The following is a 25,769-nucleotide window of genomic DNA, read 5'->3' as shown; positions in this document are numbered from 1 at the left end:
TCTTTATTACGATGCAGATTTTGATAGTCCCCAACGTGAAAGAACTGTTTTTTCAATTTTGCTAAATATAAAATATTCAACAATTAATCCTATAACTGAAATGATAATCATAATCGCGACGACAAGATCCATATTAAAGAAATCACGAGCATCCATTAATGTTCGGCCTAATCCACCACTGCCAATAAGTTCAGCTGCCATTAGAGCACGCCATCCAAAGGCCCATGCTAGCCTTGCACCTGTTAAGGCAGACGGGATAGATGCCGGAATCATCACTTTCCAAATTAATTCTGTATGATTGTATCCCATCGTTTTAGCAGCACGTATTAATATCGGCTGAACATTTTTAATGCCCATCCTCATATTCAAGGTCATCGCCCATGTTCCACCGAGAATAACAACAAAATAGATCGCTGCTGGACCTCCTTGAAAAACGACAAGAGCTATCGGCAACCAGACAATACTTGGTACTGACTGTAAGGCAATTACTAGAGAACCGAGTGTCTCGTCAGCTATTTTAGAAACTCCTAATAATATCCCTAGAAAAGCTCCAATGATCACAGCTAATGCAAAACCAATCGCAATCCGTTGTAAACTTTCACCTAATGCAACAGTGAGAATACCTGTTTCAAAGAATCCGATATACAGTTGTTCTATTGCACCTAACGGAGAGGGAAATAGTGTTGTTTCTTGTGAATAAATTCTAAATATGATCTCCCAAATTACGATGAGTACCGTAAAGAAGGCTAGCCTTCTTAGAATTGAAATCATCGCCCATCTCCTCCCTCATCACTTTTTCAATTTCTCCACCTAATATAGACATAATATCCTGTTCAAGTTTAATAAATTCAGGAGAAGAAGGAACTCTCGGTCTCGGAAGATTCACATGAAAAATCTCCCTAATTCCGCCTGGTCTTGTTCCCATCAGAACAATACGATCTGATAGCATAATAGATTCACGAATGTTATGAGTAACAAATAAAATCGTCTTTTTCGTCTCTTCCCAAATGTAATGTACTTCTTGATGGAGCATTGTTCTTGTTTGCTCATCTAATGCACCGAATGGTTCATCCATTAATAAGACTTGTGGATCCATCGCTAACGCTCTTGCAATTGCAACACGCTGTTTCATTCCACCTGATAATTCATGTGGATATGAATGTAAAAATTTACTTAAATGAACTAATTTTATATACTTTTTCGCACGTTCACTTGCTTCCGATTTGTTCATTTTCTTCCGTAATGCAAACATGACGTTTTCTAATACATTCTGCCATGGCATTAGTGCAGCCTCTTGAAAAACGACTCCCCTATCAGAACCTGGGCCTTTGATTCGTTTACCATCAATGTAAACGTCACCGTTTGTTGCTTCATCTAATCCAGCTACGATATTGAGCAACGTTGATTTGCCACAGCCTGACGGTCCCAACAGTGATACAAATTCACTATCTTCAATTGAGAGAGAGAGATTTTCAAAAACGGTAAAGGAATATTTCTCCTTTTTATTAACGAACGTTTTTTCAACGTCTTTTATCGAAACGCGTTCCATACAACTCCCCCTTAATGATCATTTTCTATAAATCATATTATTTTTGTCGGATTAATATGTTTTAGTATATGATGCCTTATATATAAGTGTCAACAATTCTTTCGTGCCATAAAAGAAATCCTTTTTTTGTATTCTTACTACACATATTTGTTACTTTTATAGTTGATTTCTGAAATATCATACTTTTCTATTACTTTATGTTGTACAATAAAAATATTAATTCGTTAAGCGAAATAATTTAAAGGAGATGAAAATATGGCAATTGAGTTAACAAAACGTGACGAAGTAAATATTGAAGAAACATGGCAACTTGAAGATTTGTATACGACAGAACAGGAATGGCATTCCGAATTGAATGACATTGACAAAATGTTACCTGAAATTACGTCTTATAAAGGTAAGTTACATGAAGGCCCCTCTTATTTATTATCATGCTTAAAGCTAAAAGAACAACTACAAGAAAAATTAATCCTTTTGTTTGCTTATGCAAATTTAAAGTTAGCTGAAGATGGTACAAATCCTCTATCCCAATCGAATTTTGCCAAAGTAAGACAAATTCAAACTAATCTTGAAGCAGAAACGTCTTTTATAGAATCAGAGATTTTGTCTTTACCCGATACTAAGGTTAACGTATATTTTGAACAGGAAACTGAACTTAAAAACTACAAACGACAAATCGATCAAATATTAGAAAAGAAGCCCTACTCACTTTCACCTGAAACGGAACAAGTGTTAGCCTCTTTAGGTGAAGTACATTCTGCTCCTTACAAAATTTATTCTACGAGTAAATTATCAGATATGAGTTTTTCAACATTTATTGATCATAACGGTGTCGAAAAGCCTTTATCTTTTGCTTTATTTGAAGATCAGTATGAATTGTCTCCACATTCTGGAGAACGACGTAACTCATATAAGTCTTTTGTGGAAACATTAAATAAATATAAAAATACATATGCTGCCACCTACTCGACAGAGGTGATAAAACATGTCACTATCGCAAAAGCTCGAAATTATGATTCAGTTACTGACATGTTATTACACCCACAGAAAGTCACGAGAGAAATGTATCATAATCAGCTAGACATTATTTATCATGAACTAGCACCACATATGCAACGCCTTGCCAAACTGAAAAAGAGAGTACTAAACTTAGATGAAATGAAGTTTTGCGATCTGAAGGCTCCTTTAGACACGGAATTTCAACCCGAAACTTCTTACGAAAAAGTTTCTGAGCATATATTAAAATCTTTAGAGATAATGGGTCCTGAGTATGTAGAAATCATGAAGAAAGGATTAACAGAACGATGGGTTGACAGAGCGGATAATGTCGGGAAGATGACAGGTGCTTTTTGCGCAAGTCCGTATGGGGCGCATCCGTATATTCTTATGACTTGGAAAGGAACAATGCGAGGTGCATTTATATTAGCACATGAACTTGGTCATGCAGGGCATTTCTATTTGGCCAACAAACACCAGCGAATCGGTGATACGAGACCATCAACATATTTTGTTGAAGCCCCATCTACGATGAATGAAATGCTCTTAAGCCACCATTTACTAAGTGAAACGACAGACCCTAGAATGAAGAGGTGGGTTATATTACAGCTATTAGGTACTTATTATCATAACTTTGTGACTCATTTGCTTGAAGGAGAATTCCAAAGACGAGTATACGACCATGCTGAACAAGGTAAACCGCATACTGCTAACACATTAACAAAAATCAAGCATGATGTTCTTGCAGGTTTTTGGCAAGATGCCGTTGTCTTGGATGATGATGCAGGATTAACTTGGATGAGACAGCCTCATTATTATATGGGATTGTATCCTTACACGTATTCGGCTGGGTTGACCGCATCTACAATTGTATCAAAGAAAATCGTTGAAGAAGGTCAGCCTGTTGTCGATCGCTGGTTAGAAGTATTGAAAGCCGGAGGAACAATGAAACCGTTGGAATTAATGAAACATGCTGGTGTTGATATGGAGAATAAAGATACCATAAGACAAGCTGTCGCATATGTTGGCTCACTTATTGACCAACTTGAAGAAAGCTATGAATAAATGAAACTGATAGTCGAAACGTTGTCCGCGGCAAAGAAGACATAGCGGAAGCCAACGAAATCCAGTATGAGTAGATCTTACACTTGTGCCCTGGGGTGAAAGCAAGCAAATGCTTTTGCTACGAGTAACCGCAGGAGCACTGTTTTTCTGCGACGAGTAACCGCAGGAGCACTGTTTTTCTGCGACGAGTAACCGCAGGAGCACTGTTTTTCTGCGACGAGTAACCGCAGGAGCACTGTTTTTCTGCGACGAGTAACCGCAGGAGCAACGAGCGACTCTTCGCTGAATTCTCTACGAGCTGCTTCGACGCATTCTCTTCTTCGATTAACCTTACAGAGAAAGAAGCACAGTATACCTTCCAACTATTCGTTACTTTAAAGAAATCTCACGAAGGTTTATTTTCACACAGGCAGAGCCTGTGGTTTACAAAGAATATAATAAAATAAAAGAAGGGTTATTCTCAAAGTTAGACTTGAGACAGCCCTTCTTTTTATTCTGTTCTATAATCTGATTAGTTTTTTTCAAAACTCGTCTTTTCCCTTTGAAAATGTTATAATTTCCTAGACTTTAAATGAAGAGGATGAAGTGAAAATGATAACTGTATCAAACGTCAGCTTACGATTTGGAGATCGCAAGTTGTTTGAAGATGTGAACATTAAATTTACTCCTGGGAACTGTTACGGTTTAATAGGAGCAAACGGAGCTGGTAAATCAACATTTCTCAACATTTTATCTGGTGAAATCGAGGCACAGACAGGCGATGTTTCTTTACCTCCCGATCATAGAATGGCGGTATTAAAACAAAATCACTTTGAATATGAACAAGAACAAGTGATTGACGTCGTTATTATGGGGCATCAACGTTTGTACGATGTCATGAAAGAAAAAGATGCTATTTATATGAAACCTGATTTCTCTGATGAAGATGGTATGAAAGCAGCAGAGTTAGAAGGTGAATTTGCTGAAATGAATGGCTATGAAGCCGAATCTGATGCTGCCGTCTTATTGAAAGGATTAGGAATTAATGAAGATCTTCATCATAAAAAAATGGAAGAGCTTACAGGTGGAGAAAAAGTAAAAGTGCTTTTAGCTCAAGCACTTTTTGGAAATCCTGATGTTTTACTTCTTGATGAGCCGACTAACCACTTGGATATCGAAGCAATTCAATGGCTTGAAGAGTTTTTAATTAACTTTGAAAATACGGTCATCGTCGTTTCCCATGATCGTTACTTCTTAAATAAAGTTTGTACACATATTGCAGACTTAGACTTTGGGAAAATTCAAATTTATGTCGGAAACTATGATTTCTGGTATGAATCAAGCCAGCTTGCACTAAAAATGGCTCAGGAACAAAACAAAAAGAAGGAAGAAAAAATAAAAGAGCTGCAAAACTTTGTTGCAAGGTTCAGTGCAAATGCATCAAAATCAAAACAGGCAACCTCTCGAAAAAAAATGCTTGATAAAATTGAACTAGATGATATTAAGCCATCTTCCCGGCGTTACCCGTTCGTTCATTTTAAGCCTAACCGTGAAATTGGTAACGACCTACTTCAAGTTGAAGGACTGTCTAAAACAGTAGATGGAGTAAAAGTGTTAAATAACGTAAGCTTTACGTTAAATAAAGACGATAAAGTCGCACTTGTCGGTGTTAATGAAATTGCGAAAACAACATTAATGAAAATATTAATGGGTGAAATCGAACCAGACAATGGGACATTCAAATGGGGAATTACGACGTCACAAGCCTACTTCCCGAAAGATAACTCTAAGTACTTTGAAAACGGAAACTTAGATTTAGTTGATTGGCTCCGTCAATACTCTCCAGAAGATCAAACGGAAACGTTTTTACGTGGCTTCCTCGGCCGAATGCTGTTTTCAGGAGAGGAAGCGAAGAAAAAAGCAAATGTCCTATCTGGTGGTGAAAAAGTTCGTTGTATGCTTTCAAAAATGATGTTGTCTGGTGCAAATGTTTTGCTATTGGACGAGCCGACTAACCACTTAGACTTAGAATCGATTACAGCACTGAATAATGGCCTTATCAATTTCAAAGGCTCGATTATCTTCAGCTCTCATGACCATCAGTTTAACCAATCGATTGCTAATCGCATTATCGAAATTCAAGAAGATGGAGTATTTGATAAAGAAATCACATATGATGAGTACGTTGAGTTAAAAACAACAGCGAAATAGCTATAAGGTAATGGGAAACCCCAGTAAAATAGAGTGGCCCTCACCGTTGGTGAGAGCCACTTCTTCGTTACTTTTTATTTTTTATCATTAAGTGCATACTGTATCCCTTTAATGACACCTATATGCAAACTTTCGTGAACGACTAAAAATTGCAGTAGTTCTTCTCCAGATTCGATTCCGCGAAAATCTGCAGTTAACGGTTCGTTACAAATTTTTTCAAAATTCGATTGGATCGTTTGTTCTTGCTTATTAAGCTTTTGAATGACTTCATGAAGCGAAGGTACATTTTTGTTTTGCCATTGATTGGGTGATGTTCCATTTAAAAACGCATTATAATAGCGCTCGTCCAATTCGCGATCTTGTCCGACGTATACATGCAACTTTTCATCCATGTTCGCCACGATATGACCAGAATTCCAATGAATATTATTATTAAAACCGTCTGGAATGATCACTGCTTGTTCTACACTTGACTTTTCAATCGTCTTAATAGCTACATTTCTCCAAAACTGAAAAAGTTTTAAACTTCCGGACATCATATTCTTCCTCCTTTTAAGCTCTTCTTCTCCATCATGAAAAAGTAAAATCTCTTCCACTACATCTCCTCCATATGAATGCAGCTTCCTTTTCCACCAGGTTCAGAAGGTGTTACGATTAACTTTCTTGGTAATCTTTCACGGAGCTCTGGGACATGACTAATGACACCGACAGATAATTGTTCAGAATGGAGCTTTTCAAGTGATGTTATGACTGTCTCTAATAATTCTTGGTCAAGGGTACCAAATCCTTCATCTAAAAAGAAAAACTCTAATGGATGTTCTCCTTTCAGCTGAATCGAAGTTGACAAAGATAATGCTAGTGCAAGTGAAGTGAGGAAGGTTTCTCCTCCAGATAATGTCGACACTGGTCTTTTCACTCCGCCATTGGCATCATCACGAATAATAAATCCGCCATTTGAATCAACTTCAATTGCATACCTGCCTCTCGTTAAATGATGAAGTCGCTTAGATGCAAGACGGCTTACTTGGTTAAGCTGTTCTTCTGCAATGAACTCTACAAATGCTTTTCCACGAAAGACTCCGTCTAATTTTACTAATTTTGAATGGTCTTCACTTAACTTTGTTCGTTTCTTCTCTAATTCCTCATACCTTGCTGCACGATGTTTCATTTCGATGACACTCGTTTCATAACCGCCTTTTTTCGAGTGTAGTTCATCAAGCTCTTTTTTTAGCTTTATTAACAGGTTTTCTGTTTCACGGAATAACTCTTCAGAAACCTCTTCACCATTTAGCCATTCTGTTTTCCGTTTAATTTCATATTCAAGCTCTCGTTTTTTCTGTTCAAATGATGTCAACTCCGATTCCATTGCTTGTATCTCTCTTTCCGTTTTTGCAAGAGATTTTGCTTGACTTACAGAGTCTATTGACGTTTTATGAACTTGATTTTCCCACTGCTCTTTCGCTCGTTCCAACCGCTGTTTTGCCTCAATCATCGATTGTTTTGTGATCGTTTCTTCATGTTCTGCTTCTTTTAATTGCTGATCGGCAGCTGCTGACTCTTTTTCCGCTTGTGTAAAAGTTTCAGTTAGTTGCTTTAACTTCTGTTCTACTTTACGAATATTCGCTTCAATATCTTCACCATTTAATTGTTCCTGTAGCTGTGCTTTCTTCTCAGAACACCATTTACGTTTCTCTTCTACTTGTGCTAATAAAGAGGACCGTTTAAGTGCATACTCTTGACTCGATTCTTGTAACCTCTCAATTTCTATCTTTTTATTATTTATATGTGGTTTACTCTTTTCAATTCGCTTACGTAATGTTTCAACTTGCTCCTCGTTTTCTTTTACATCATTGATTGTCGTTACCAATTCATCGATGTTTAAATCAGAATACTTCTCTTGCCACTGGCGATATATTGAACCATAATTTTTTTGACGATTTTCGTATAATGTAGCCTCTTCCTTTAGGCGTTTTTCTAAAGTGGAAAGGTCACGTTGCAGTCCAGTTAGCTGATCTTGCTGCTTCTCCAATATAGCTTTTTCCTTTTGCAATGCTTCATATAGTTTATTGACCGTTTCCATTTCTTTTTCAAGTTTATGATTAAATGATTTCCACTCAGACGTCCAGTTCTCCCCTTTTAGTGAAAATGAACTGGAATTGTTTTTTTCTTCTTCAATTAATTGATTTTCATCATATGTTTTTATAAGGTTACTTAGTAAAGAGGCTTGCTGCTCTAATGACCATTTCTCTTTATCTAATATCCGTTCTCTTTCATTGATTTGATCGAACATGTCATCCAATGGATGATCTAAACTATTTTTATTCAAATGTTGATCGGTATGCTTAATATTGTTTAAGTTATGCTCTATTGAACCGCAAACGAGACACGGTTTATTTTCTTGCAATTCTTCTCTTAAAACAGCTGCTAATTCATCGAATTTTTTCTGTTTTTGCTCGTTATTGATACTCTGTAAATATCGTTTAAAGTCATGGAGATCACGAATTTTTTCAGAAAAGTGATTGTACCAATAAATTAATTGAGAAAAGCGGTGTTGAAGCGATTGCTTTTTTGATTCCAAGTCATTTTGGCCGTTTTCAATTTGTTCGTTTAACTGTTTTATTTGTGAATGAATTGATTCGACTGATTCTTTCTTTTCCTTCATCAGCTGATACGCATGATCGATCTTTTGTTTCTGTTCATAAGCTTCATAAACATAGCTTTTCCATTTAGAAGAAACTTCGATATTTGTAAGTTCAGCTTCGAGAGTTTGTTTTGCCTCTTCATACGTTTGTAAATCCTGATTCGCTCTTCTTTTCTGTTCATTAATGTCATTGAGAGATTGATCTATTTGTGCTAGCTCATTCGTTAATGAATGAATTTGTTTTTCTTCATCCTCAATTTGTTGACGTTCATTTTTCATACGAGTAAAGTCATTTAATTTAATTTGTAATGGTGATTCTTCTTCGCTTTTTTCTTTTTTTGCCCTTTCAAAAATTTCTGCTGCTTTTGAGGCAATTTTCTTCATATCCATAAGACGTTTTGAAAGTTTCTCGAAGGTGATTAGCCATTCATTGTATGAATGATCACTTTCTTCAAGCTCTTTTACATAAGGAGCTAATAAGGAAGCTTCTTTTGCATATACGATCATTTTTTTTAGGTTTTCCATCTCGTCTAGTTTTTGTAAATGAATACTTAATTCGTTTTCATGCGCTGCTTTTTCATCCATCCATTTGCGGATATTCTTTTCTTTTTCATATTGGAACTCGGTATTTTTTATTTTTAACGTGGATGTTTTAATAAGCTCTTTTGTTTCTTCAAGCTGCTTTTCTGCCTGTTCGACAGCTTCTTTAGAACAATCACCGAGACCTAATTGCTCTTTTTCAATTAAATCGATCTCATGTACTGTTTTGTTCATGCGTTCTTTTAACTTCTTGTTTAGTTCATCACCATACTTTTCTAAATGAAAGAGTCTTTGCAGCATTTGTCTGCGGTCAGCGCCTTTCAGTGATAAAAATTCAGAGAATTTCCCTTGTGGTAAGACGACCGCTCTCGTGAAGTCATCGATTGATAACCCTAATAAGTTTTCGATCCCTTGATTCACTTCCCCTGTTTTATCTGCAAGAACGACGGGTTCCCTTGTTAAATCTATTAACCTTGCTGTCGCTGAACGGATATTTACATCACCGGTACGCTTAAACATCCTCTCAACTTTATATGTTTTTCCGTCAGTTTTTCCGCCCAATTGAAATTGAAACGATACGTTTAATACATCCTCTGCATGATTAATAATACCTTGTGTGTTGTTGGGGGCTCGTTCGACCTTTCCATATAATGCTAATGTCATCGCGTCGAGTAATGAAGACTTCCCGCTTCCTGTTGGGCCAAATATCCCAAATACACCACCTTGACATAACGCGTCAAAATCTACCGTTTGTTTTTCTCGAAAACTATGTAAACCTTTGACCGATAAAGAAATTGGCTTCATGAGTGAGAGCCCCCTTCCTCATTTACGAGTTCCAAAAATAATTGAACGATATCATCTTCAGGAGCTGCTCCACCTGTTTGACGCTTATAAAAACGTTGAAACATTTCATCAATCGGGACTTGCTTTTGCGCTAGTTCCCTCTCCTCTATAGCAGATTCAGGAAAAATCGGACGGATCGTTACAATACCTGGGTAATTTTTTTTCATTTTATGAATTTCTTCCATTGTAGGTGTATGATCCATATATACGTCCAACTCGATCCAAGCATTAGCATCACGTTTTTCGTCCATCCACTGGAATACTTGCTTCATCCCTTCAGTTGCTTTCCAACGAACTAATGGTTTTCCAGCAGACAAGAAAATTTCACTGTCAATTGCCTTTTCGCCTGGTTCAACATCAACAATCGTTACTGACTTGGCGTATCCTGCTTCTGAAAAACTAAATGCAAGTGGAGAACCAGAGTAACGCGCTAATGATGGAGACCTCTTTATATATTGCGGTCGATGTAAGTGACCGAGTGCCGTGTATTGAACTTCGGATGGGAGGTTTGTTGCCCGAATTGTATAAGCACCGCCTACTTCAATTGGCCTTTCTGATTCGGTCGCGCTGCCTCCTGCAACAAACAGATGGCTCATTGCAACGTTAATATCATTTTCGGAGAAATATTTTGTCAGTTGTGAAAAGATATATTGAATTCGATCGTCATACGCTTCTCTAATTGCTAGTTCATCCGATTCTTCTACAAACCTGTCTTTTAATCTAGACTCTGAAGGGTACGGAAGTGCTGCGATATTTAATAAGTAATCACTATTATTCGGTCTAATTTTTACTGATTGTGTACGAGGGTAGCCTAAAATATGAACACTTTGGTTTTTTACGAGAGTCCTTGCTGCTTGAAGGCGATCTGGATGATCGTGATTTCCTGCGATGATCATAATCGGCCTTTTACCATTATCAGTAAGTCTTGCAACACTTTCATAAAACAGCTCTTCCGCTTTTGCAGGCGGGTTCACAGAATCAAACACATCACCTGCCATAAGGATTGCATCTACTTTTTCACTTTCAACGATCTCTTGCAATTCATCAAAGAATTGCTCATGTTCGAAAAGGCGATCCCTCCCTTCGAGGGTTCGCCCGATATGCCAATCTGCTGTATGAAGCAATCTCATCATTACACACCTTCTTTCACTCTTAAAACATGGCCGCCATCGAAAAAGTAAAGCAAGCATTCATCCATTGTCTTATTCCATATTTCTTGTAACGCTTTAGAATATATCGAAAGCTGCAATTGGTAGCGAGCCAGTAAAACTGCCCTTGCGTCTTCAAAACTTTGATATTTCCCGTTAATCGTGTCAGTTTTGTAATCGATTAATATTAACTTTCCTTCTGAATCTTCAAATACACAATCAATCACGCCTTGAAGAAGAACAGATTCTTCAGCTTTATTTTGATCAGCATTCCAAGATGGATATGCAGCTGATGCTGGAAGACCATAACTAAAAGGAATTTCTCTCTCAATCCAATTTGCATTTAATAGTTTTAAACCGAGCTCACTTTGAAAAAATTCAACGATTTGATTCTCCTCAATCGCCTCTATTTGTCCTTTCGTTAATAACTCTTTTTCATACATATTGATTAATAATCGATCGACCGTTTCTCGTGTAGGTTGTTCGTTTAAAGGAATATGCTGCATGACGGTATGCATCACAGTTCCTAGTTCGGTCGCACTTAACCCCTTTTCTTGCAAAAATTGTGGTCTATCTGCATAAGCAGATTGAAATGTTTTCGTCACACCGAACATTTGCTCACTATAGTTATCTTCTAACTCACGTTTCATTTCACTGACTGTCTGTTTAGAACGGTGCATTGTAGATTGTAACCACTCATATTGCCAACTGAGTTTTTGATCAACCCATGCGTTATTCCCTGATGTCGGGACAAGTTGGAATTCAGATAGAGAATTCATCTTTCCATTCTGCTCTTCTTCCTTTTCTTCCTCGTATGTTAGTAAAGTATTTTTTTCAATTATTTCCATCGACCATTTTGATTGATCAGTTGTTACTTCATTCATATTTAACTCCGTGTCGCTTCCGTGATATGAACTAGAAGAACGGTGTCTTAGAACCGCAGGACCAACCCAGTCCAAAAATTTGCTGCTTCGTTGTCTTTCCATCGTTGGAAGAAGCCAGTCTTCTTCAGCCAGCAAGTCCATCCAATTTTCTAATGACTTTTCTGCGTTTTGAACAGTTCCAATCATATAAAGCTTTTCCTTAGCACGTGTTAAAGCTACATAAAGAACTCTCATTTCTTCAGCTAAACTTTCCATATGCATCCGCTTTTTTATTGCAAGCTGTGGGATGCTTGGATAAGAAATACGTAACTTTGGATCAATATATTTAGAACCAAACCCTAATTCTTTATGAAGCAAATAGGAGGCATTCATATCTTGCATATTAAACTTCTTATTCATGCCAGCGACAAATACGACTGGAAATTCCAAGCCTTTACTTTTATGAATCGTCATAATACGTACGACATCTTCCTTTTCCCCTAATGCTCTTGCAGTACCAAGGTCATCGCCACGCTCTTGCATTCGATCAATAAAACGTAGAAACCGAAATAAACCGCGGAAAGAGGTTGATTCATAGGAACGAGCACGATCATATAAGGCACGTAAATTTGCTTGTCTCTGCTTTCCCCCAGGCATTCCACCTACATAATCAAAATAACCGGTAGCCCGATAAATCTTCCAAATTAGTTCGGCAAGTGATCCAGAACGTGCATTCGTTCGCCAATTTGCCAATTTCGTCATGAACGATTCAGCCTTTTCTTTTAATGTTGTATCTGGAGATTCTTCTGCAGTTGATTTTAATGCCTCGTAATAAGTCCCCTCTTTATTCATTATTCGTATATGTGCAAGCTCTTGTTCATTTAAGCCGACGATCGGTGAACGTAGAACAGAGGCAAGTGGAATATCTTGATAAGGATTATCAATGACCTTTAATAAAGACATGATTATTTGTACTTCAATCGCACTAAAATAGCCTGTCGAAAGGTCCGCATAAACAGGTATTCCCTCCTGTTTACATTCATCCATCATCGTTGAAGCCCAAGGCATCGATCTCATTAAAATAACAATGTCACGATATGTGACCGGGCGCTGAGCTTTCATGTCTTTGTCGTAAACTAAATGTTGTTCTTTTATAAGCTTTTTTATTTGTTTAATAATATATCTCGTTTCAAGCTGAGACGTTTCCAAGTCCTCTTCTAATAGTTGTGCTTGATCTTGCGGGTCTTTTACTTCTAGCGGATCTCCTTTATTAATGACCGCTAACTCAGCCTCTAGTCCGCCTTGTTCTGGATAATCGAGATTGCCTAAATGTAACTCTGCGTCATTATCATAAGGAATTTCCCCAACACTTTCATCCATAATTTGACGAAAGATAAAGTTTGTTGCGTCTAATATTTCACTTCTACTTCGAAAATTTTTTGACAAATCAATTCTCCAGCCTTCACCGTCTCCGTCTTTGACATATGTTTTATATTTATGAAGGAACAAATATGGTTCAGCTAAGCGAAAGCGGTAAATACTTTGTTTGACATCACCTACCATAAATCGGTTGTTCTCTTTAGCTAATAAATATAAAATCGTTTCCTGTACGAGATTCGTATCTTGGTATTCGTCAGTTAACACTTCGGCGAAATGGTCTTTATATTCCAATGCTGCTTTTGATGGTGTTAACTCATCATGTTCACTCTGCTGAAGAACCTTCAAACATAAGTGCTCAAGGTCATTAAAATCTAGGACGGCTTTTTCTTTTTTCGCCTCCATGTAACGTGCGGCAAATTTCTTCACTAAGCTAACAGTTTTAGCGACTGTCGGTGCCATTTCTTTTAGTTCTTTCATAAAGGTTTCAGGGTCTTTTGAAAAGTAGTCTTTTTGAATTCCTTCCACAACTTTTTTAACTGTTTCACGATATTTTTTTGCACGCTCTTTTAATTGTTCATCGACTGCATCTTTTTTTGTAATTGACTTTAGCTTCCCGAATTTCATTCGCTCAAATGCTTTATACAGAGAAGTCCAAGTTGTACACTTTCTTAATGAATAGATCAGCTTTAAATCATCCTCGAAGTTTTCTGCGTACTTATATGGACCAGCTGGCTGTTTCGTTAGTTCCATTCCTTTCTTAAGCCATGATTCTACTCCAGCTAACTGTTGATGGATATCATTGAAAAGCTCTTTCGTCCAAATTAAGTCTTCCATCATTTCAACTTTGTCCATTTCATATGCATGTATGAGATCGTCTAACCATTTGTCTGGATATGGGTGCGAGCGAGAAAAGTCATATAATTTGCGAATTAGTCCTCTTAGCGCATCATCACTTCGATCATTTGTATATCTGTCAACGACATCGTAGAATTCTTGGTTGTTTTCTTTCCCGTACTCCTCTTCAAAAAGGTCATCGATCACTTCTTCACGAATTAGCTCGCCTTCCGTTTCATCTAAAAGGCGGAAGTTTGGGTCTACTTCTACTTCAAAATAATACTTTTTTATCACTTTCATACAAAATGAGTGAAGTGTAGAAATATTCGCTCGGTTTAATAACGTTAATTGTCTGCGAAGATGCAGGGAAGCTGGATCCTTCATTAACTCTTTTTCGATCGCCTCACCAATACGTGTTCTCATCTCTGCTGCCGCCGCATTGGTGAACGTAACAATTAATAAACGATCTACGTCAACTTGATGATCAACGATCGATCGAATAATCCGTTCAACTAACACAGCTGTTTTTCCACTTCCTGCAGCTGCAGCAACTAATATATTGTTTCCTCTAGCATCAATCGCTTTCCATTGGTCATCAGTCCAAGTGACGTCATGAGGTTTAGGATTTACCTTCATCCAAATCTCCCCCTTCTTCGTTCATTTTTTGTAAAATATCTTCATCTTTTATCTTGTTTAACGTATGATAATCGTTCGTTTCAAGCGTTGGATCAAATTGGCAGAATGAGCCGTAAGGACAGAACGTACAAGCGGTTTGCTGTTTATTTTTTACTGGTGTAATATCGATATTCCCTTCGGTTAGCGATTTACCGACATGCTCGATTTGTTTACGCAAATACTTTCGTACGACTTCATAATCTGCATCAGAGATGACAGAAGAATTTGAGTATAAACTCCCATCTTGTTTTAATCCAGCAGGAACGATATTTGAATGCCCTTTTTCTAATGTCGTATCCATTTGTTTTATAATTTCAGGGTTTGCCTGTAGCAGTCCTTTCATTTTAAATTGCTTGAAAATTTCATCCTCAATCTGTTCTATCGTTAGTGGCTTATTGGATTTAATAAGCGGATTGTGGACATGGAAATAGAGTACTCCAGCAGGAGAAGCTTGTTTTCCGAGCCATTGATTCGAATGAGATAATACGACATCTAAATATATTAACATTTGAATAGCAAGACCGTAATATACGTCTAATAGATTAATGTCTTTTTGACTTGACTTATAATCAATAATTCGAAGCATTAATCCGTGATCGGTTTCAGACTTGTCCACTCTATCAATACGGCCGACCAATTCCATTTTCACTCCATTGTCTAATGTAAAAGATAACGGTGGTAGATCTTCTTTTGGACCAAAACCGACCTCTAGTCCAATCGGTGAAAAACCGGACGACTTTGATTGCTCGGCTAAAATAGACGAAGCTCTTGCAACGACTTCCTCTAACTTTTGCTTAATATATGAATAACGGTTCGAACTGAGTAAAATTTCTCGCTGAATTTTTGGAGCAAGTTGATCAATGATTTGTTTTGAAAGAACCTTGCACTCATCTTTCGTTAATTGTGCAAAATCTCTACCTTCATTTTTTAAGTGGTCGGCCATTTCTTTGAGTGCTGCATGAAATAAAGTCCCCACATCCGGTGCTTCCAATTTATATGTTTCACGTTCTTTTAAGGACAAACCGTAGCTTGCAAATTGTGAGAATGGACATGATTGAAACTTTTCAATTCTTGATACGCTAGTTTTTATTTCATCACCGTAAATCCGTTGGCTCGTTTCTTTTGAAAGAGGAGCTGGTTTATTTTCGTAAAATAAGCTTTTTAAAACGTACTTTGCTTTTTTTCTCCACGTTGGATGTTGAACAAACCAATTGTATACATCCCACCAGAAATCGGCAATTTCATACCCCTTTTTCCAAGCTTGGAGCTGGTAAGTTAAATACGACAGTGTAACAGCTGGATTTTGAACAAAGCTTGGTTGGTCACTATAAGACACTTCAACTGGTTCATTAAACCATAACTTTTCCTCAATTAATGGGAACGTATCTCTCATTCTATTTAATAAAATGGAAGGCTGCATACTGCGCCCTTCTTCGTCTGCTAACGGATAAGTGAAATAAAGTCGGTCTGATGGAGTTGACTGTGACATGTAGATGAGAAATGATTCATTTAATAATTGCTTTGTGCTGCCAGGAGCTAATGTTAAGCCTTGATTACTTAATAACTCTCTTTCTTCTTCTGATACAATTCCACCTTCTGTCGATTTAGCTGGTAGAACCCCTTCGTTTACTCCAAGTATAAAAGCGACTTTTATGTCACTTAACCTCGAATGCTCCATATCAGCAACAATCACTTGGTCTAATGCTGGTGGTATGATCGAAAATTGCATACTTTCTACCCCTGTTTCGATCATCTTCCGGAACAATGAGAATGATGTCTCTTCATCACCTGTTAATTCAACCATTTCGTCTAAAAGCTCAATGACAGCATTCCATACTTGGTCATGCTCTCTTGCACGATCAAGGTCATGATTCGTTATTGCTTGATCTCGCAGCCATTCTAGTTTTTGTGGAACTTTGCACTCTTCTAAAAAATGGTAGATGACGTAACACTTGTCACGCGTCGTTTTTGCTTTTTTTATTCGATTTTGTAGCTGTACAATGGGAGCTGTTAGCACATTTTTTAAATCATTAATTTCTCTTTCAAATTGCTGTTCATATTGATTCTGTTTTCTGTCACCTTCTGCTGTTGTCCGAACACGCTGGTATGACCAAAATTCATTTTGATACCATTTAGCGCCTTGAATGCCGTACGATAAAACATAGTTTTCCAGCTTGTCAACCTTCTCTCTCATCTCAAAGGTGTTTTCATTTAGCGGAAATAATAAGTCTGTTTTAAAGCTACGAAACACCGCTTCATAACGCCAGTTTCCATCAATGATGTCCAAAGCTGAGCGAATTAGTTCAATGACTGGATGGTTCAACATCGAGCGTTTTTGATCCATAAAAATCGGTATCGCATAGTCTCTGCTTACTGTTTCAATGAGGTCTGCATAACTACCAATATTACGTAGTAAAAGAGTTATATCACTAAATTTGTAGCCTTTATTTCTAACTAAGTTTAATATCTCTCTGGCTACTCCTTCGACTTCTGCTCTCTTATGGACAGCTGCAATCATTTCAATCCCGTCATTTTCATCGCAAGCTACCGGTGGACGAACTTCTCCGAATTTCTCTAAATGCTTTAACGCTTTTGAACGAAATCTTTTTGTCTCTGAAAAAATGACAGGATCATTGATGTGTAAGCCTGCCTCTTTTGCCACGAATAACAGCTGCTGATACGTATTCCCAGTTTCATGAAAAAGGTCTAATTCATGAATCAATTCATCTGTTTCATAATGTCGATCAAGAGTTACAGCAACCTTCACATGTTCTGATTGCTTAAATAGTTCTTGAATGACATTAAGCTCTAATGGTGTGAAACTATGAAATCCGTCAATGTAAATATTAGCATTGTGTAAATAAGCGGACTTCGGTATTTGTTTAGCAAGTAATGCTAAATAGTCTTCCGAACAGAGATACTGATTAGCTAGTTCTTTTTCTAGCTCATTAAAAACGAGCTTTACATCGTGCAGTTTATTTAATAGCACAGCTTCTTGAGGACTTTTTTCTTGCTTGTCTTGTAACTGCGCTTCATATTGTTCAAGCGTTTCACTACTCACATCATACCGCTTTAATTCAGTCATCATTTGCTCTAATTCATCAATAAACCCATTTGTTTCTGTTGCTCGTTTAAATACTGAAAAATGATTTTTTTGCTGCTCGACGATTTTTCGAATAAGCATATTTAATCCAGTTTTTTGAATGTGATGCCGGGAAATTCCGCCTGTTTCTTGTAGAATTCTTAGTGCAAGCCTAGAAAAACTAAAAACTTGTGCTCGTGTCATTCCAGGGATAGATTGAATAAAATTCATTTCAGATTGAAAGGTCATTTGATCGGGGACTAAATAAATGATCGGATCCCCCGTTGGTGCAGATTGTAATGTATGTATAATTTCTTGCTGGAACGACTTTGTCTTACCAGAACCTGATCGGCCTATATAAAATGTTATTGACATCATGTCACCTCTTCAATATGATAATTGCAATCATATGTTCGTACTTCTATTTTAAAGTAAATTCTCAGTTTTATAAAGGTAATTGTTTTATTGTTCTTCATTCATTAAATAGCTGAAGCTGAGTGTTCCATTGTTTTCTCAGCATAATTTTAGGCTTTATGCGTTTCATCTTATTGTGATCAACTTTCACGCACCAAAATGTACCAAATACAAATGACGGTCGTTAACTATGCTAATCCTGAATCCGTGATAATAGATGTTGATATGCCATCCATCTGCCCGCGGCAAAGAAAACACTACGAATGCAAACGAAGTGCTGCATGAGTAGATGTCCCACTTGTGCTTTGGGGTGAAAGCGTCCACTAGTAACGGATTCGATTCATTATCCAATTATGTTAAATCGAAAGATTATTAAGGTTCTTACAAAGTACAATTTATTTCATCACGGATCCAGGCTAATAATAACGCAAGTATTTTTTAAACAATTTTCCAAAACATTGTGATATGTTAATAATAGTAAAATGAACAAATTGGAAGTATTTTAAAAATTCATTTTAAATCGTTGATTCATAAGAAAAACAATATATCAGCTGAGTCTTTAAAACGTTTTAACAGAACTTTGATTATGAATCGATCTATAAGGATGTTACGACTTAAACAGTTAGGAGTGCTCCCTATGAATCATAAAACAGAATCAGACATAAAATGGGGAATTATATCAGGGAGCTCTGCTTATTTTTTGTGGGGGCTGCTTCCTTTATATTGGAAGCTTATTGATCATATTCCATCAGAAGAAGTACTTGCCCATCGGATTATTTGGTCGTTCGTTTTCATGAGCATCATGATTGTGCTATCACGAAAACATCGGTCCTGTATGACTGAAGTGAAATTGATGTTCAAAAATAAAAGGTTACTCACTGCGATCATTTTAGCTTCTTTATTTATCGCGACAAACTGGTATGTTTACATATGGGCAGTTGCAAACGATCAAGTAGTTCAAGCGAGTCTAGGTTACTATATTAATCCGCTCATCAGTGTTTTATTAGGAGTAATCTTTTTAAAAGAAAAATTAACAAGATTGCAAACAGTTTCTGTTATCCTTGCATTAACTGCTGTCATGTTACTGACAATATCAGCTGGGGTTTTTCCGTTTGTGTCACTCGGCTTAGCGGTTAGTTTTGGATTATACGGATTAATGAAAAAGGTCGCTGCGATCGGTACGATGACAGGTGTTGCTTTCGAATCACTTCTCGTATTGCCTATTGCTGTATTGTTTTTATTTTTGCAGCACGGTGCAAGCTCATCTGTATTGTATGTCCATGAACCATTATCCATTGTTTTATTGTTAGGTGCTGGTGCCGTAACCGCTGTACCGTTACTTTTGTTTAGTGCCGGTGCACGGCGAATTCCGCTATCTCTAATTGGTTTCTTACAATATATTGCACCGACAATCATGCTTATCATTGGTGTTGTCTTATTTAAAGAGCCATTTACTGTGACTCATATCGTTTCGTTTTCACTCATATGGATCGCGCTTATCATGTTTACTTACAGTCGTTACAGAGAATTAAAAAAATCAAAGGTAACCGAACCTGAAATTCTGCTTACTGAGAGAAAGGCGAATTAGTCGTGAAGGATTATCTCGTCATTTTCTTTTTATTTCTACTTGCGATTAGCATCTTGTTCTTCACTATAGACAACAGTATATACGAATATCCATATTTCATCGCTGCAACACTTATACTTATGGTAAATTTAGGTGTATTCTTTACGTTTCTTGCTTCGCTTACATGGTCTATGTTCGCACCAATGAGTCTAGTTAACATCGTTGCTGTTAGTCTCATTCCTTTTATCGAAGGATTTGAATGGATGTGGGTGACGGTTCTTTATTTTGTTATTATTTCGTTCATGATTATTGGATTTCAACTATTTAAACTGAAAAAATAAACATAGGCTGGGACAAAATCCATTTAATAAGAGTGGTCCTCACCGGTGAAAGACATTTCTTATTTAATAGAACATTGTTGCCACAAAGATTGAGCCAAATGCGAATAAATTTACGTTTTTCTATCGCAATTTTGCGGGAGTTTTTGGGGCATTCGCCCCTCTTTTTGCTTTTTTGGTAAACACTTCGTATTCCAACAAGAAATAAGTTGGGACCAGCCGTAAATCGATTGCTTCTGTCCCACTAATAACTCCCCACAAAATCAAAGTTCTTCATCTGGAAGTAAATCAACGCGAATGTTTTTCTTTTCAAGTCTTTTACGAATGATGACAGGTACTGAAAAAGCAATTAAAAACAACATGCTAGTGACAAAAACCATTATTACATTTAATTCAACAAATGTCGCTCCTAAAAAATTAAATGCTAAAGTTCCTGGAATGATCCCTACCATTGTCGCACCAATATATTTTCGAAAAGAAATTCTTGATAGCCCAGATAAGTAGCTGACAAAATCAAAATTAATGACAGGTATAATCCGTAATGCTAGCACGTAGAAAAAACCATTGTCTTCGATCCGTTCTTGAAGGTGTGTCCCTTTCCCTTGCCACTCTTTTTGAATAAATGAGTGGCCTAATTTTCGTACGAAAAGAAAGGACAAGGAAGCTCCTGACAATGAGCCGATGTACGTTACGACAGGACCAATAAGCGGACCGAATGACAATCCTCCAGCGATTGCTAAAATGGATGCAGGAAAGAGGACAAACGGTCGAACTGCAAACATAACAATAAACACGAGTGGAGCCCAAAAGCCAAATGATAGTACCGTTTTTTGAATTTGGTCGGGATGCAAATTCAAAAACGAATGATTCAACCAAAAAAGAAAGAGAATGATCAGTAGAAAAACGACAATTTTAATTAATAGCTTCGTTGGCATAGATGAACGAGACTCCTTTTGATATGCAATTAAATATTGTATTAATTATATAACCTAACATTTAAAGGGTTAAGCCGCAAATGCTATTAAAAAACAGGGATAACTCAAACATTTGTTGGCCAAGTTGTAAAAACTCTTTATTTTCGTAAGTGAGCCAGTTTCATAATTCAACATTTTTAATGCTAAAAGTACAGAATTTGCTCTGTGCCCTTTTTGAAATTTGGTGTGTTTAGCGTTGATTTTAAAATTACAACTCGCTTTCCGTAGGCAACGCTTCAGCTTCCTCAGGAAAATCTCCCTGAGGGATCTTCTGCTCCTGCGGATACTCGTCGTACAAGAGAAAGCTGTTGCTTTCCCACAGGAATCTCGTGGATTTTTACTAAATTCGACATTTGGGGAGGTACTCCTTTTTTCATGTCTTTAAACCCTTGGCCCATAAAGGCCTATATTTATGATATTCATTCAACTAAAGTTCAAAAAAAATATAATTTTTTTTGTATTTTTAATAGCGCTTACATTGCTTTCGTGTTAGGTTTCCCTCATTTTTATCCCTTTTCTCCTTTACTGCGGTGATGTGAGGTTATCTATCAAAACCCCTTTTTAAATTTAAAGAATATGCCATAATTTACACCAACTTATTCCCCTTTGTTATTTTCTGAAAATAAAAAACAAACAAAATACTCAGTAAGGAGGATTTTGGAAAATGAAAGTAATGGACATTTTTAAATTTAAAAATGAACGAATGAAAGTTTTGCATTTAACGTGGATTGCATTTTTTGTCTCCTTCTTCACTTGGTTTAATATGGCTCCGTTAGCGACAACAATGCTTGAATCGAGTGATTGGTTGACAAATGAACACATCGCAGCATTAGGAATTATAAATGTTGCCTTAACCATCCCTGCAAGAATTGTAATCGGTATGTTAATTGACCGATACGGTCCAAGAGTTGTCTACTCCGGCCTATTGATATTAATGTCCATTCCAACTTTCATATTCGCATTTGGTGACTCATGGACACAATTAATGATATCCAGACTGTTACTAAGTAGTATCGGTGCAAGCTTTGTTATCGGAATACGGATGGTTTCAGAATGGTTCCCTCCTAAGGATGTTGGTTTTGCGGAAGGCATATACGGAGGATGGGGAAATTTCGGTTCTGCCGCTGGAGCTATGCTATTACCTTGGTTTGCATTATCGATGTTCGGTGGAGATGATGGCTGGAGATATGCTGTTGCTCTAACGGGGTTATGCTGTTTCGTTTACGGCATAATCTATTATTTGGCAGTAAGAGATACACCCGAATCAAAAGAATTCGTTGTTCCTAAAAAATCTGGAGCTATGGAGGTTAGTAGTTGGAAAGATTTAGTTCAACTTATTTTATGGACACTTCCATTAGGCGGGGCTCTAGCGATATTAGCATGGCGGCTAGAAGGAATGGGGTTCATTTCCTCAACTACACTTTACATGATTTATACAATCGTCATAATCGTGATGATTTATCAAATCTATAAAATATTACAAGTGAACGTTCCTATCTTACGAAAAGGTGTACCCGAGGATGATCAATATAAATTTAAAAACGTGGCTGCACTAAATAGCACTTATTTTGCTAACTTTGGGGCTGAATTAGCCATTGTATCGATGCTCCCGATGTTTTTTCAGCTTACCTTCTCATTAAGTGCCACCTCAGCAGGTATGATTGCAGCTTCTTTTGCCTTTATTAATTTAGTAGCAAGACCTCTTGGTGGTATGTTATCAGATCGAATGGGGAACAGAAAAAACGTCATGCTTATTTACATGGTTGGTATTACATTAGGATTGTTAGCAATGGGCTTTATCGATTCTGGATGGCCATTGATGTTAGCTGTCATTCTTACAGTCGTTACTTCGGTCTTTGTCCAAGGGGCTGAAGGTGCTACGTTTGCGATTATTCCGATGATTAAAAAGCGAATAACCGGACAAGTTGCTGGAATGGCAGGTGCTTATGGAAATGTCGGTTCTACCATTTATTTAACTTTATATACGCTCGTTACTTCACAGCAGTTTTTCTTTATTTTAGCCGGTGGTGCATTTGTCAGCTTCATTATTTGTTTCTTTTGGTTAGAAGAACCTGAAAATTCCTTTGCTGTTGATTACTATGAATCTTCCGTTGATAAAGAAAATTCATTGGACTCTTCTGAATTAGATTTAGCTGTAAAAAAAGTTGCCGTTAACAAATAACATTCAAATTGATTATTTACGTAAGAAATAATTTTTCATTGGAGGGTTACGCCTTATGTCAAAAAGAAAATTAGTATTCGTTGGTAATGGTATGGCTGGTATACGATGCCTCGAAGAAATTTTAAAACTTAATCCCGACCGCTTTGAAATTACCGTATTTGGATCAGAACCTCATCCAAACTATAACCGGATCATGCTCTCTTCTGTTTTACAGGGAGACACGACAGTGAATGATATTGTACTAAATTCCTATGAATGGTATGAAAAAAATAACATCTCTCTGTTTACTAGTGAAACAGTAGAAAATATCGATAAGAAAAAGCAAATCGTCCATACAGATAAAGGTCGTACAGTACAATACGATGACCTTATTTTAGCAACAGGCTCTCACCCATTCATGCTCCCCTTACCAGGAGCTGATAAAGAAGGTGTAATAGCCTTTCGAAATATTGAAGACTGTGAAGAAATGATTCATGCTTCTAACAAATATAAACGTGCCGTTGTTATTGGCGGTGGTTTACTCGGGTTAGAAGCAGCCAGAGGTTTATTGAACCTCGGAATGGAAGTAGATGTAGTTCATATAATTGATTATTTAATGGAAAGACAGTTGGACCCTACAGCATCGACATTGTTAAAACAGGAATTAGAAAAGCAAGGAATGAACTTCCTCATGAATCATCAAACAGAAGCGATCCTTGGAGAAACTCGAGTAGAAAAAGTTGTTTTTAAAAATGGAAAGGTCGTTAATGCCGACCTTGTCGTCATGGCAGTTGGGATTAAGCCAAATGTTGATGTAGCCAAAGCGAGCGGTATCGAAACAAACCGTGGAATTATTGTAAATGACTATATGGAAACAAGTGCGCCTAATATTTATGCTCTTGGAGAGTGTGCGGAACACCGGGAAATGGTATACGGTCTCGTTGCCCCTCTTTATGAGCAAGGTAAAGTGTTAGCTAAAAAGATTTGTAATCAAAACCTTGAAAATGGCTATCAGGGGTCAGTGCTCTCTACGAAGTTAAAAGTTAGCGGTGTCGATGTATTTTCTGCAGGTGACTTTATGGATCATCCAACCAATAAAGCGATTCGTGTTCAAGACGAATTCAAAGGAGTTTACAAAAAAATCGTTGTGCGAGGTGACAAAGTCGTTGGTGCTGTTCTTTTCGGTGATACAACCGAAGGATCCAGATTACTTAATATGATCAACAACAAAGAAAATATTTCCAATTTAAGTGAAGTTCGTATCCTTGATTCTCAAACAGAAAAGTCTGGAAGCCTTGTCGCAGAAATGGCGAATAGTGAAATCATTTGTGGCTGTAACGGTGTTTCTAAAGGAGATATTGTTACAGCGATTCAGAATGAAGGGTTAACCTCCATTGAAGAAGTAAAGAACTGTACGAATGCTTCCCGATCATGTGGGACTTGTAAAGGGTTAGTTGGGGATTTACTCGAGCATACTCTTGGGAATGACTTCCAGCATGTGAACGAAAAGGAAACGATTTGTGCTTGTACCGACTTATCTCATGATGAAGTCGTTGAGGAAATCAAAGCAAAAGGCTTAACGATGACAAAAGAAGTCATGAATGTATTAGGTTGGAAGTCTGATGAAGGCTGCTCCAAATGCCGCCCAGCAATTAACTACTACCTTGGAATGATTCATCCTACCGACTACGAAGATGAACGGGAATCTCGATTCGTAAACGAAAGAATGCATGCAAACATTCAAAACGACGGGACGTATTCTGTTGTTCCGAGGATGTATGGTGGTGTGACAAACGCAAAAGACTTACGAAAAATTGCCGATGTAGCTGATAAATATGAAGTACCACTAGTGAAACTGACAGGTGGGCAGCGGATTGACTTATTAGGCATTAAAAAAGACGATCTTCCTAATGTTTGGAAGGATTTAGATATGCCTTCAGGGTATGCGTATGGTAAAGCAATCCGAACCGTTAAAACATGCGTCGGTGAAAATTTCTGCCGCTTCGGTACTCAAGATGCTATTGGGATGGGAATCGCTCTTGAGAAAAAATTTGAACGTTTAAATACTCCACATAAAGTAAAAATGGGTGTATCTGCATGTCCGAGAAACTGTGCTGAATCAGGGATAAAAGATGTTGGGATTGTTGGTGTGGAAGGTTCTTGGGAAGTGTATGTAGGTGGAAACGGTGGCACCGAACTCCGTAAAGGAGATCTTCTATGTAAAGTAGAAACGATGGATGAAGTGCTTGAAACTGTCGCTGCATATTTACAGTTCTATCGTGAAGATGCACGTTATTTAGAGCGTACGTCCCACTGGATTGAGCGAGTTGGACTTGATCACATAAAATCAGTCGTAATCGAAGATTCAGAAATGAAAAGTGTTCTTGTGGATCGTATGGAAATTGCGTTAAATGCATTACCTAAAGATCCTTGGAAAGAAATGATTGAAAATACGAGTACAAAGGAGAATCTTTTTTCAAATATCGATGTTACCGAAGTACCTTAAAAA

15 protein-coding genes are annotated in these 25,769 nt (G+C 37.3%); 6 read left to right on the top strand and 9 right to left on the bottom strand.

Annotated features, from left to right (window positions below; all coding sequences use genetic code 11):
* Window positions 1-6: 6 nt before the first annotated feature.
* Both CD001_RS16645 and CD001_RS16640 read right to left on the bottom strand, forming a co-directional pair.
* The gene (locus CD001_RS16645) at window positions 7-771 is read right to left on the bottom strand and encodes an ABC transporter permease (protein ID WP_096188764.1); all 765 of its coding nucleotides are present in this window, start codon (window positions 769-771) and stop codon (window positions 7-9) included.
* Entirely contained in the window at window positions 704-1,549 is an 846-nt protein-coding gene (locus CD001_RS16640) for an ABC transporter ATP-binding protein (protein ID WP_096188763.1), read from the bottom strand. The genes CD001_RS16645 and CD001_RS16640 overlap by 68 nt, the downstream gene beginning before the upstream one ends.
* A gap of 255 nt (window positions 1,550-1,804) precedes the next feature.
* Here CD001_RS16640 and pepF point away from each other — a divergent pair, with 255 nt between their 5' ends.
* Entirely contained in the window at window positions 1,805-3,610 is a 1,806-nt protein-coding gene (gene pepF / locus CD001_RS16635) for an oligoendopeptidase F (RefSeq protein WP_096188762.1), read from the top strand.
* A gap of 77 nt (window positions 3,611-3,687) precedes the next feature.
* Here the strand turns inward: pepF and CD001_RS26045 are convergent, their stop codons facing one another.
* Window positions 3,688-3,972 (bottom strand): hypothetical protein, encoded by a 285-nt coding sequence (locus CD001_RS26045; protein WP_142303603.1) that lies wholly within the window; start codon window positions 3,970-3,972, stop codon window positions 3,688-3,690.
* A 229-nt stretch (window positions 3,973-4,201) separates the two neighbouring features.
* Here CD001_RS26045 and CD001_RS16630 point away from each other — a divergent pair, with 229 nt between their 5' ends.
* Window positions 4,202-5,800 carry an ABC-F family ATP-binding cassette domain-containing protein gene (locus tag CD001_RS16630; RefSeq protein WP_096188761.1) on the top strand — a complete coding sequence of 533 codons (1,599 nt, stop codon included), beginning with the start codon at window positions 4,202-4,204 and terminating at the stop codon, window positions 5,798-5,800.
* A gap of 74 nt (window positions 5,801-5,874) precedes the next feature.
* On the opposite strand, the gene CD001_RS16625 is transcribed toward CD001_RS16630, so the two are convergent.
* From CD001_RS16625 to addB, 5 genes are read right to left on the bottom strand one after another with little or no spacing between them, the layout of a single operon-like run.
* Entirely contained in the window at window positions 5,875-6,396 is a 522-nt protein-coding gene (locus CD001_RS16625; RefSeq protein WP_096188760.1) for a DinB family protein, read from the bottom strand.
* Window positions 6,396-9,785: an AAA family ATPase gene (locus CD001_RS16620; RefSeq protein ID WP_096188759.1), complete on the bottom strand. Its 3,390-nt coding sequence runs from the start codon at window positions 9,783-9,785 to the stop codon at window positions 6,396-6,398. Before CD001_RS16620 ends, CD001_RS16625 begins: the two co-directional genes overlap by 1 nt.
* Window positions 9,782-10,954, bottom strand: coding sequence for an exonuclease SbcCD subunit D (locus tag CD001_RS16615; RefSeq protein WP_096190651.1), 1,173 nt, complete (start codon window positions 10,952-10,954; stop codon window positions 9,782-9,784). Before CD001_RS16615 ends, CD001_RS16620 begins: the two co-directional genes overlap by 4 nt.
* Window positions 10,955-10,956: 2 nt before the next feature.
* On the bottom strand, window positions 10,957-14,685 hold the full coding sequence (gene addA / locus CD001_RS16610) for a helicase-exonuclease AddAB subunit AddA (RefSeq protein WP_096188758.1): 3,729 nt from the start codon (window positions 14,683-14,685) through the stop codon (window positions 10,957-10,959).
* Complete coding sequence (addB, locus tag CD001_RS16605) at window positions 14,669-18,184, bottom strand: helicase-exonuclease AddAB subunit AddB (protein ID WP_306454076.1); 3,516 nt, start codon at window positions 18,182-18,184, stop codon at window positions 14,669-14,671. Before addB ends, addA begins: the two co-directional genes overlap by 17 nt.
* Window positions 18,185-18,857: 673 nt before the next feature.
* Here addB and rarD point away from each other — a divergent pair.
* Both rarD and CD001_RS16595 read left to right on the top strand, forming a co-directional pair.
* Window positions 18,858-19,808 carry an EamA family transporter RarD gene (gene rarD, locus CD001_RS16600; RefSeq protein ID WP_096188756.1) on the top strand — a complete coding sequence of 317 codons (951 nt, stop codon included), beginning with the start codon at window positions 18,858-18,860 and terminating at the stop codon, window positions 19,806-19,808.
* Between the two features lie 2 nt (window positions 19,809-19,810).
* Window positions 19,811-20,128, top strand: a complete 318-nt coding sequence (locus tag CD001_RS16595; RefSeq protein WP_096188755.1) for a hypothetical protein — start codon at window positions 19,811-19,813, stop codon at window positions 20,126-20,128.
* Between the two features lie 260 nt (window positions 20,129-20,388).
* On the opposite strand, the gene CD001_RS16590 is transcribed toward CD001_RS16595, so the two are convergent.
* Window positions 20,389-21,060 carry a TVP38/TMEM64 family protein gene (locus CD001_RS16590; protein ID WP_096188754.1) on the bottom strand — a complete coding sequence of 224 codons (672 nt, stop codon included), beginning with the start codon at window positions 21,058-21,060 and terminating at the stop codon, window positions 20,389-20,391.
* 703 nt (window positions 21,061-21,763) lie between these two features.
* Between CD001_RS16590 and CD001_RS16585 the strand changes: the two genes are divergently transcribed.
* Together CD001_RS16585 and nirB are read left to right on the top strand one after the other, a co-directional pair.
* Window positions 21,764-23,281, top strand: a complete 1,518-nt coding sequence (locus CD001_RS16585; RefSeq protein WP_096188753.1) for a NarK family nitrate/nitrite MFS transporter — start codon at window positions 21,764-21,766, stop codon at window positions 23,279-23,281.
* Between the two features lie 55 nt (window positions 23,282-23,336).
* Entirely contained in the window at window positions 23,337-25,766 is a 2,430-nt protein-coding gene (nirB, locus tag CD001_RS16580; RefSeq protein ID WP_096188752.1) for a nitrite reductase large subunit NirB, read from the top strand.
* The last annotated feature ends 3 nt before the right edge of the window (window positions 25,767-25,769 follow it).

The organism is Evansella halocellulosilytica (genome assembly GCF_002335745.1).
GTDB lineage: Bacteria > Bacillota > Bacilli > Bacillales > Salisediminibacteriaceae > Bacillus_CA > Bacillus_CA halocellulosilytica.
This window is presented reverse-complemented; position numbering and strand designations above follow the sequence as displayed.

Coding starts and splice junctions, on each gene's coding strand:
- rarD (WP_096188756.1), top strand. CDS start 18,858: ATGAATCATAAAACAGAATCAGACATAAAATGGGGAATTATATCAGGG.
- CD001_RS16640 (WP_096188763.1), bottom strand. CDS start 1,549: ATGGAACGCGTTTCGATAAAAGACGTTGAAAAAACGTTCGTTAATAAA.
- pepF (WP_096188762.1), top strand. CDS start 1,805: ATGGCAATTGAGTTAACAAAACGTGACGAAGTAAATATTGAAGAAACA.
- addA (WP_096188758.1), bottom strand. CDS start 14,685: ATGAAGGTAAATCCTAAACCTCATGACGTCACTTGGACTGATGACCAA.
- CD001_RS16615 (WP_096190651.1), bottom strand. CDS start 10,954: ATGAGATTGCTTCATACAGCAGATTGGCATATCGGGCGAACCCTCGAA.
- CD001_RS16630 (WP_096188761.1), top strand. CDS start 4,202: ATGATAACTGTATCAAACGTCAGCTTACGATTTGGAGATCGCAAGTTG.
- CD001_RS16620 (WP_096188759.1), bottom strand. CDS start 9,785: ATGAAGCCAATTTCTTTATCGGTCAAAGGTTTACATAGTTTTCGAGAA.
- CD001_RS16590 (WP_096188754.1), bottom strand. CDS start 21,060: ATGCCAACGAAGCTATTAATTAAAATTGTCGTTTTTCTACTGATCATT.
- CD001_RS16585 (WP_096188753.1), top strand. CDS start 21,764: ATGAAAGTAATGGACATTTTTAAATTTAAAAATGAACGAATGAAAGTT.
- nirB (WP_096188752.1), top strand. CDS start 23,337: ATGTCAAAAAGAAAATTAGTATTCGTTGGTAATGGTATGGCTGGTATA.
- CD001_RS16645 (WP_096188764.1), bottom strand. CDS start 771: ATGATTTCAATTCTAAGAAGGCTAGCCTTCTTTACGGTACTCATCGTA.
- addB (WP_306454076.1), bottom strand. CDS start 18,184: ATGATGTCAATAACATTTTATATAGGCCGATCAGGTTCTGGTAAGACA.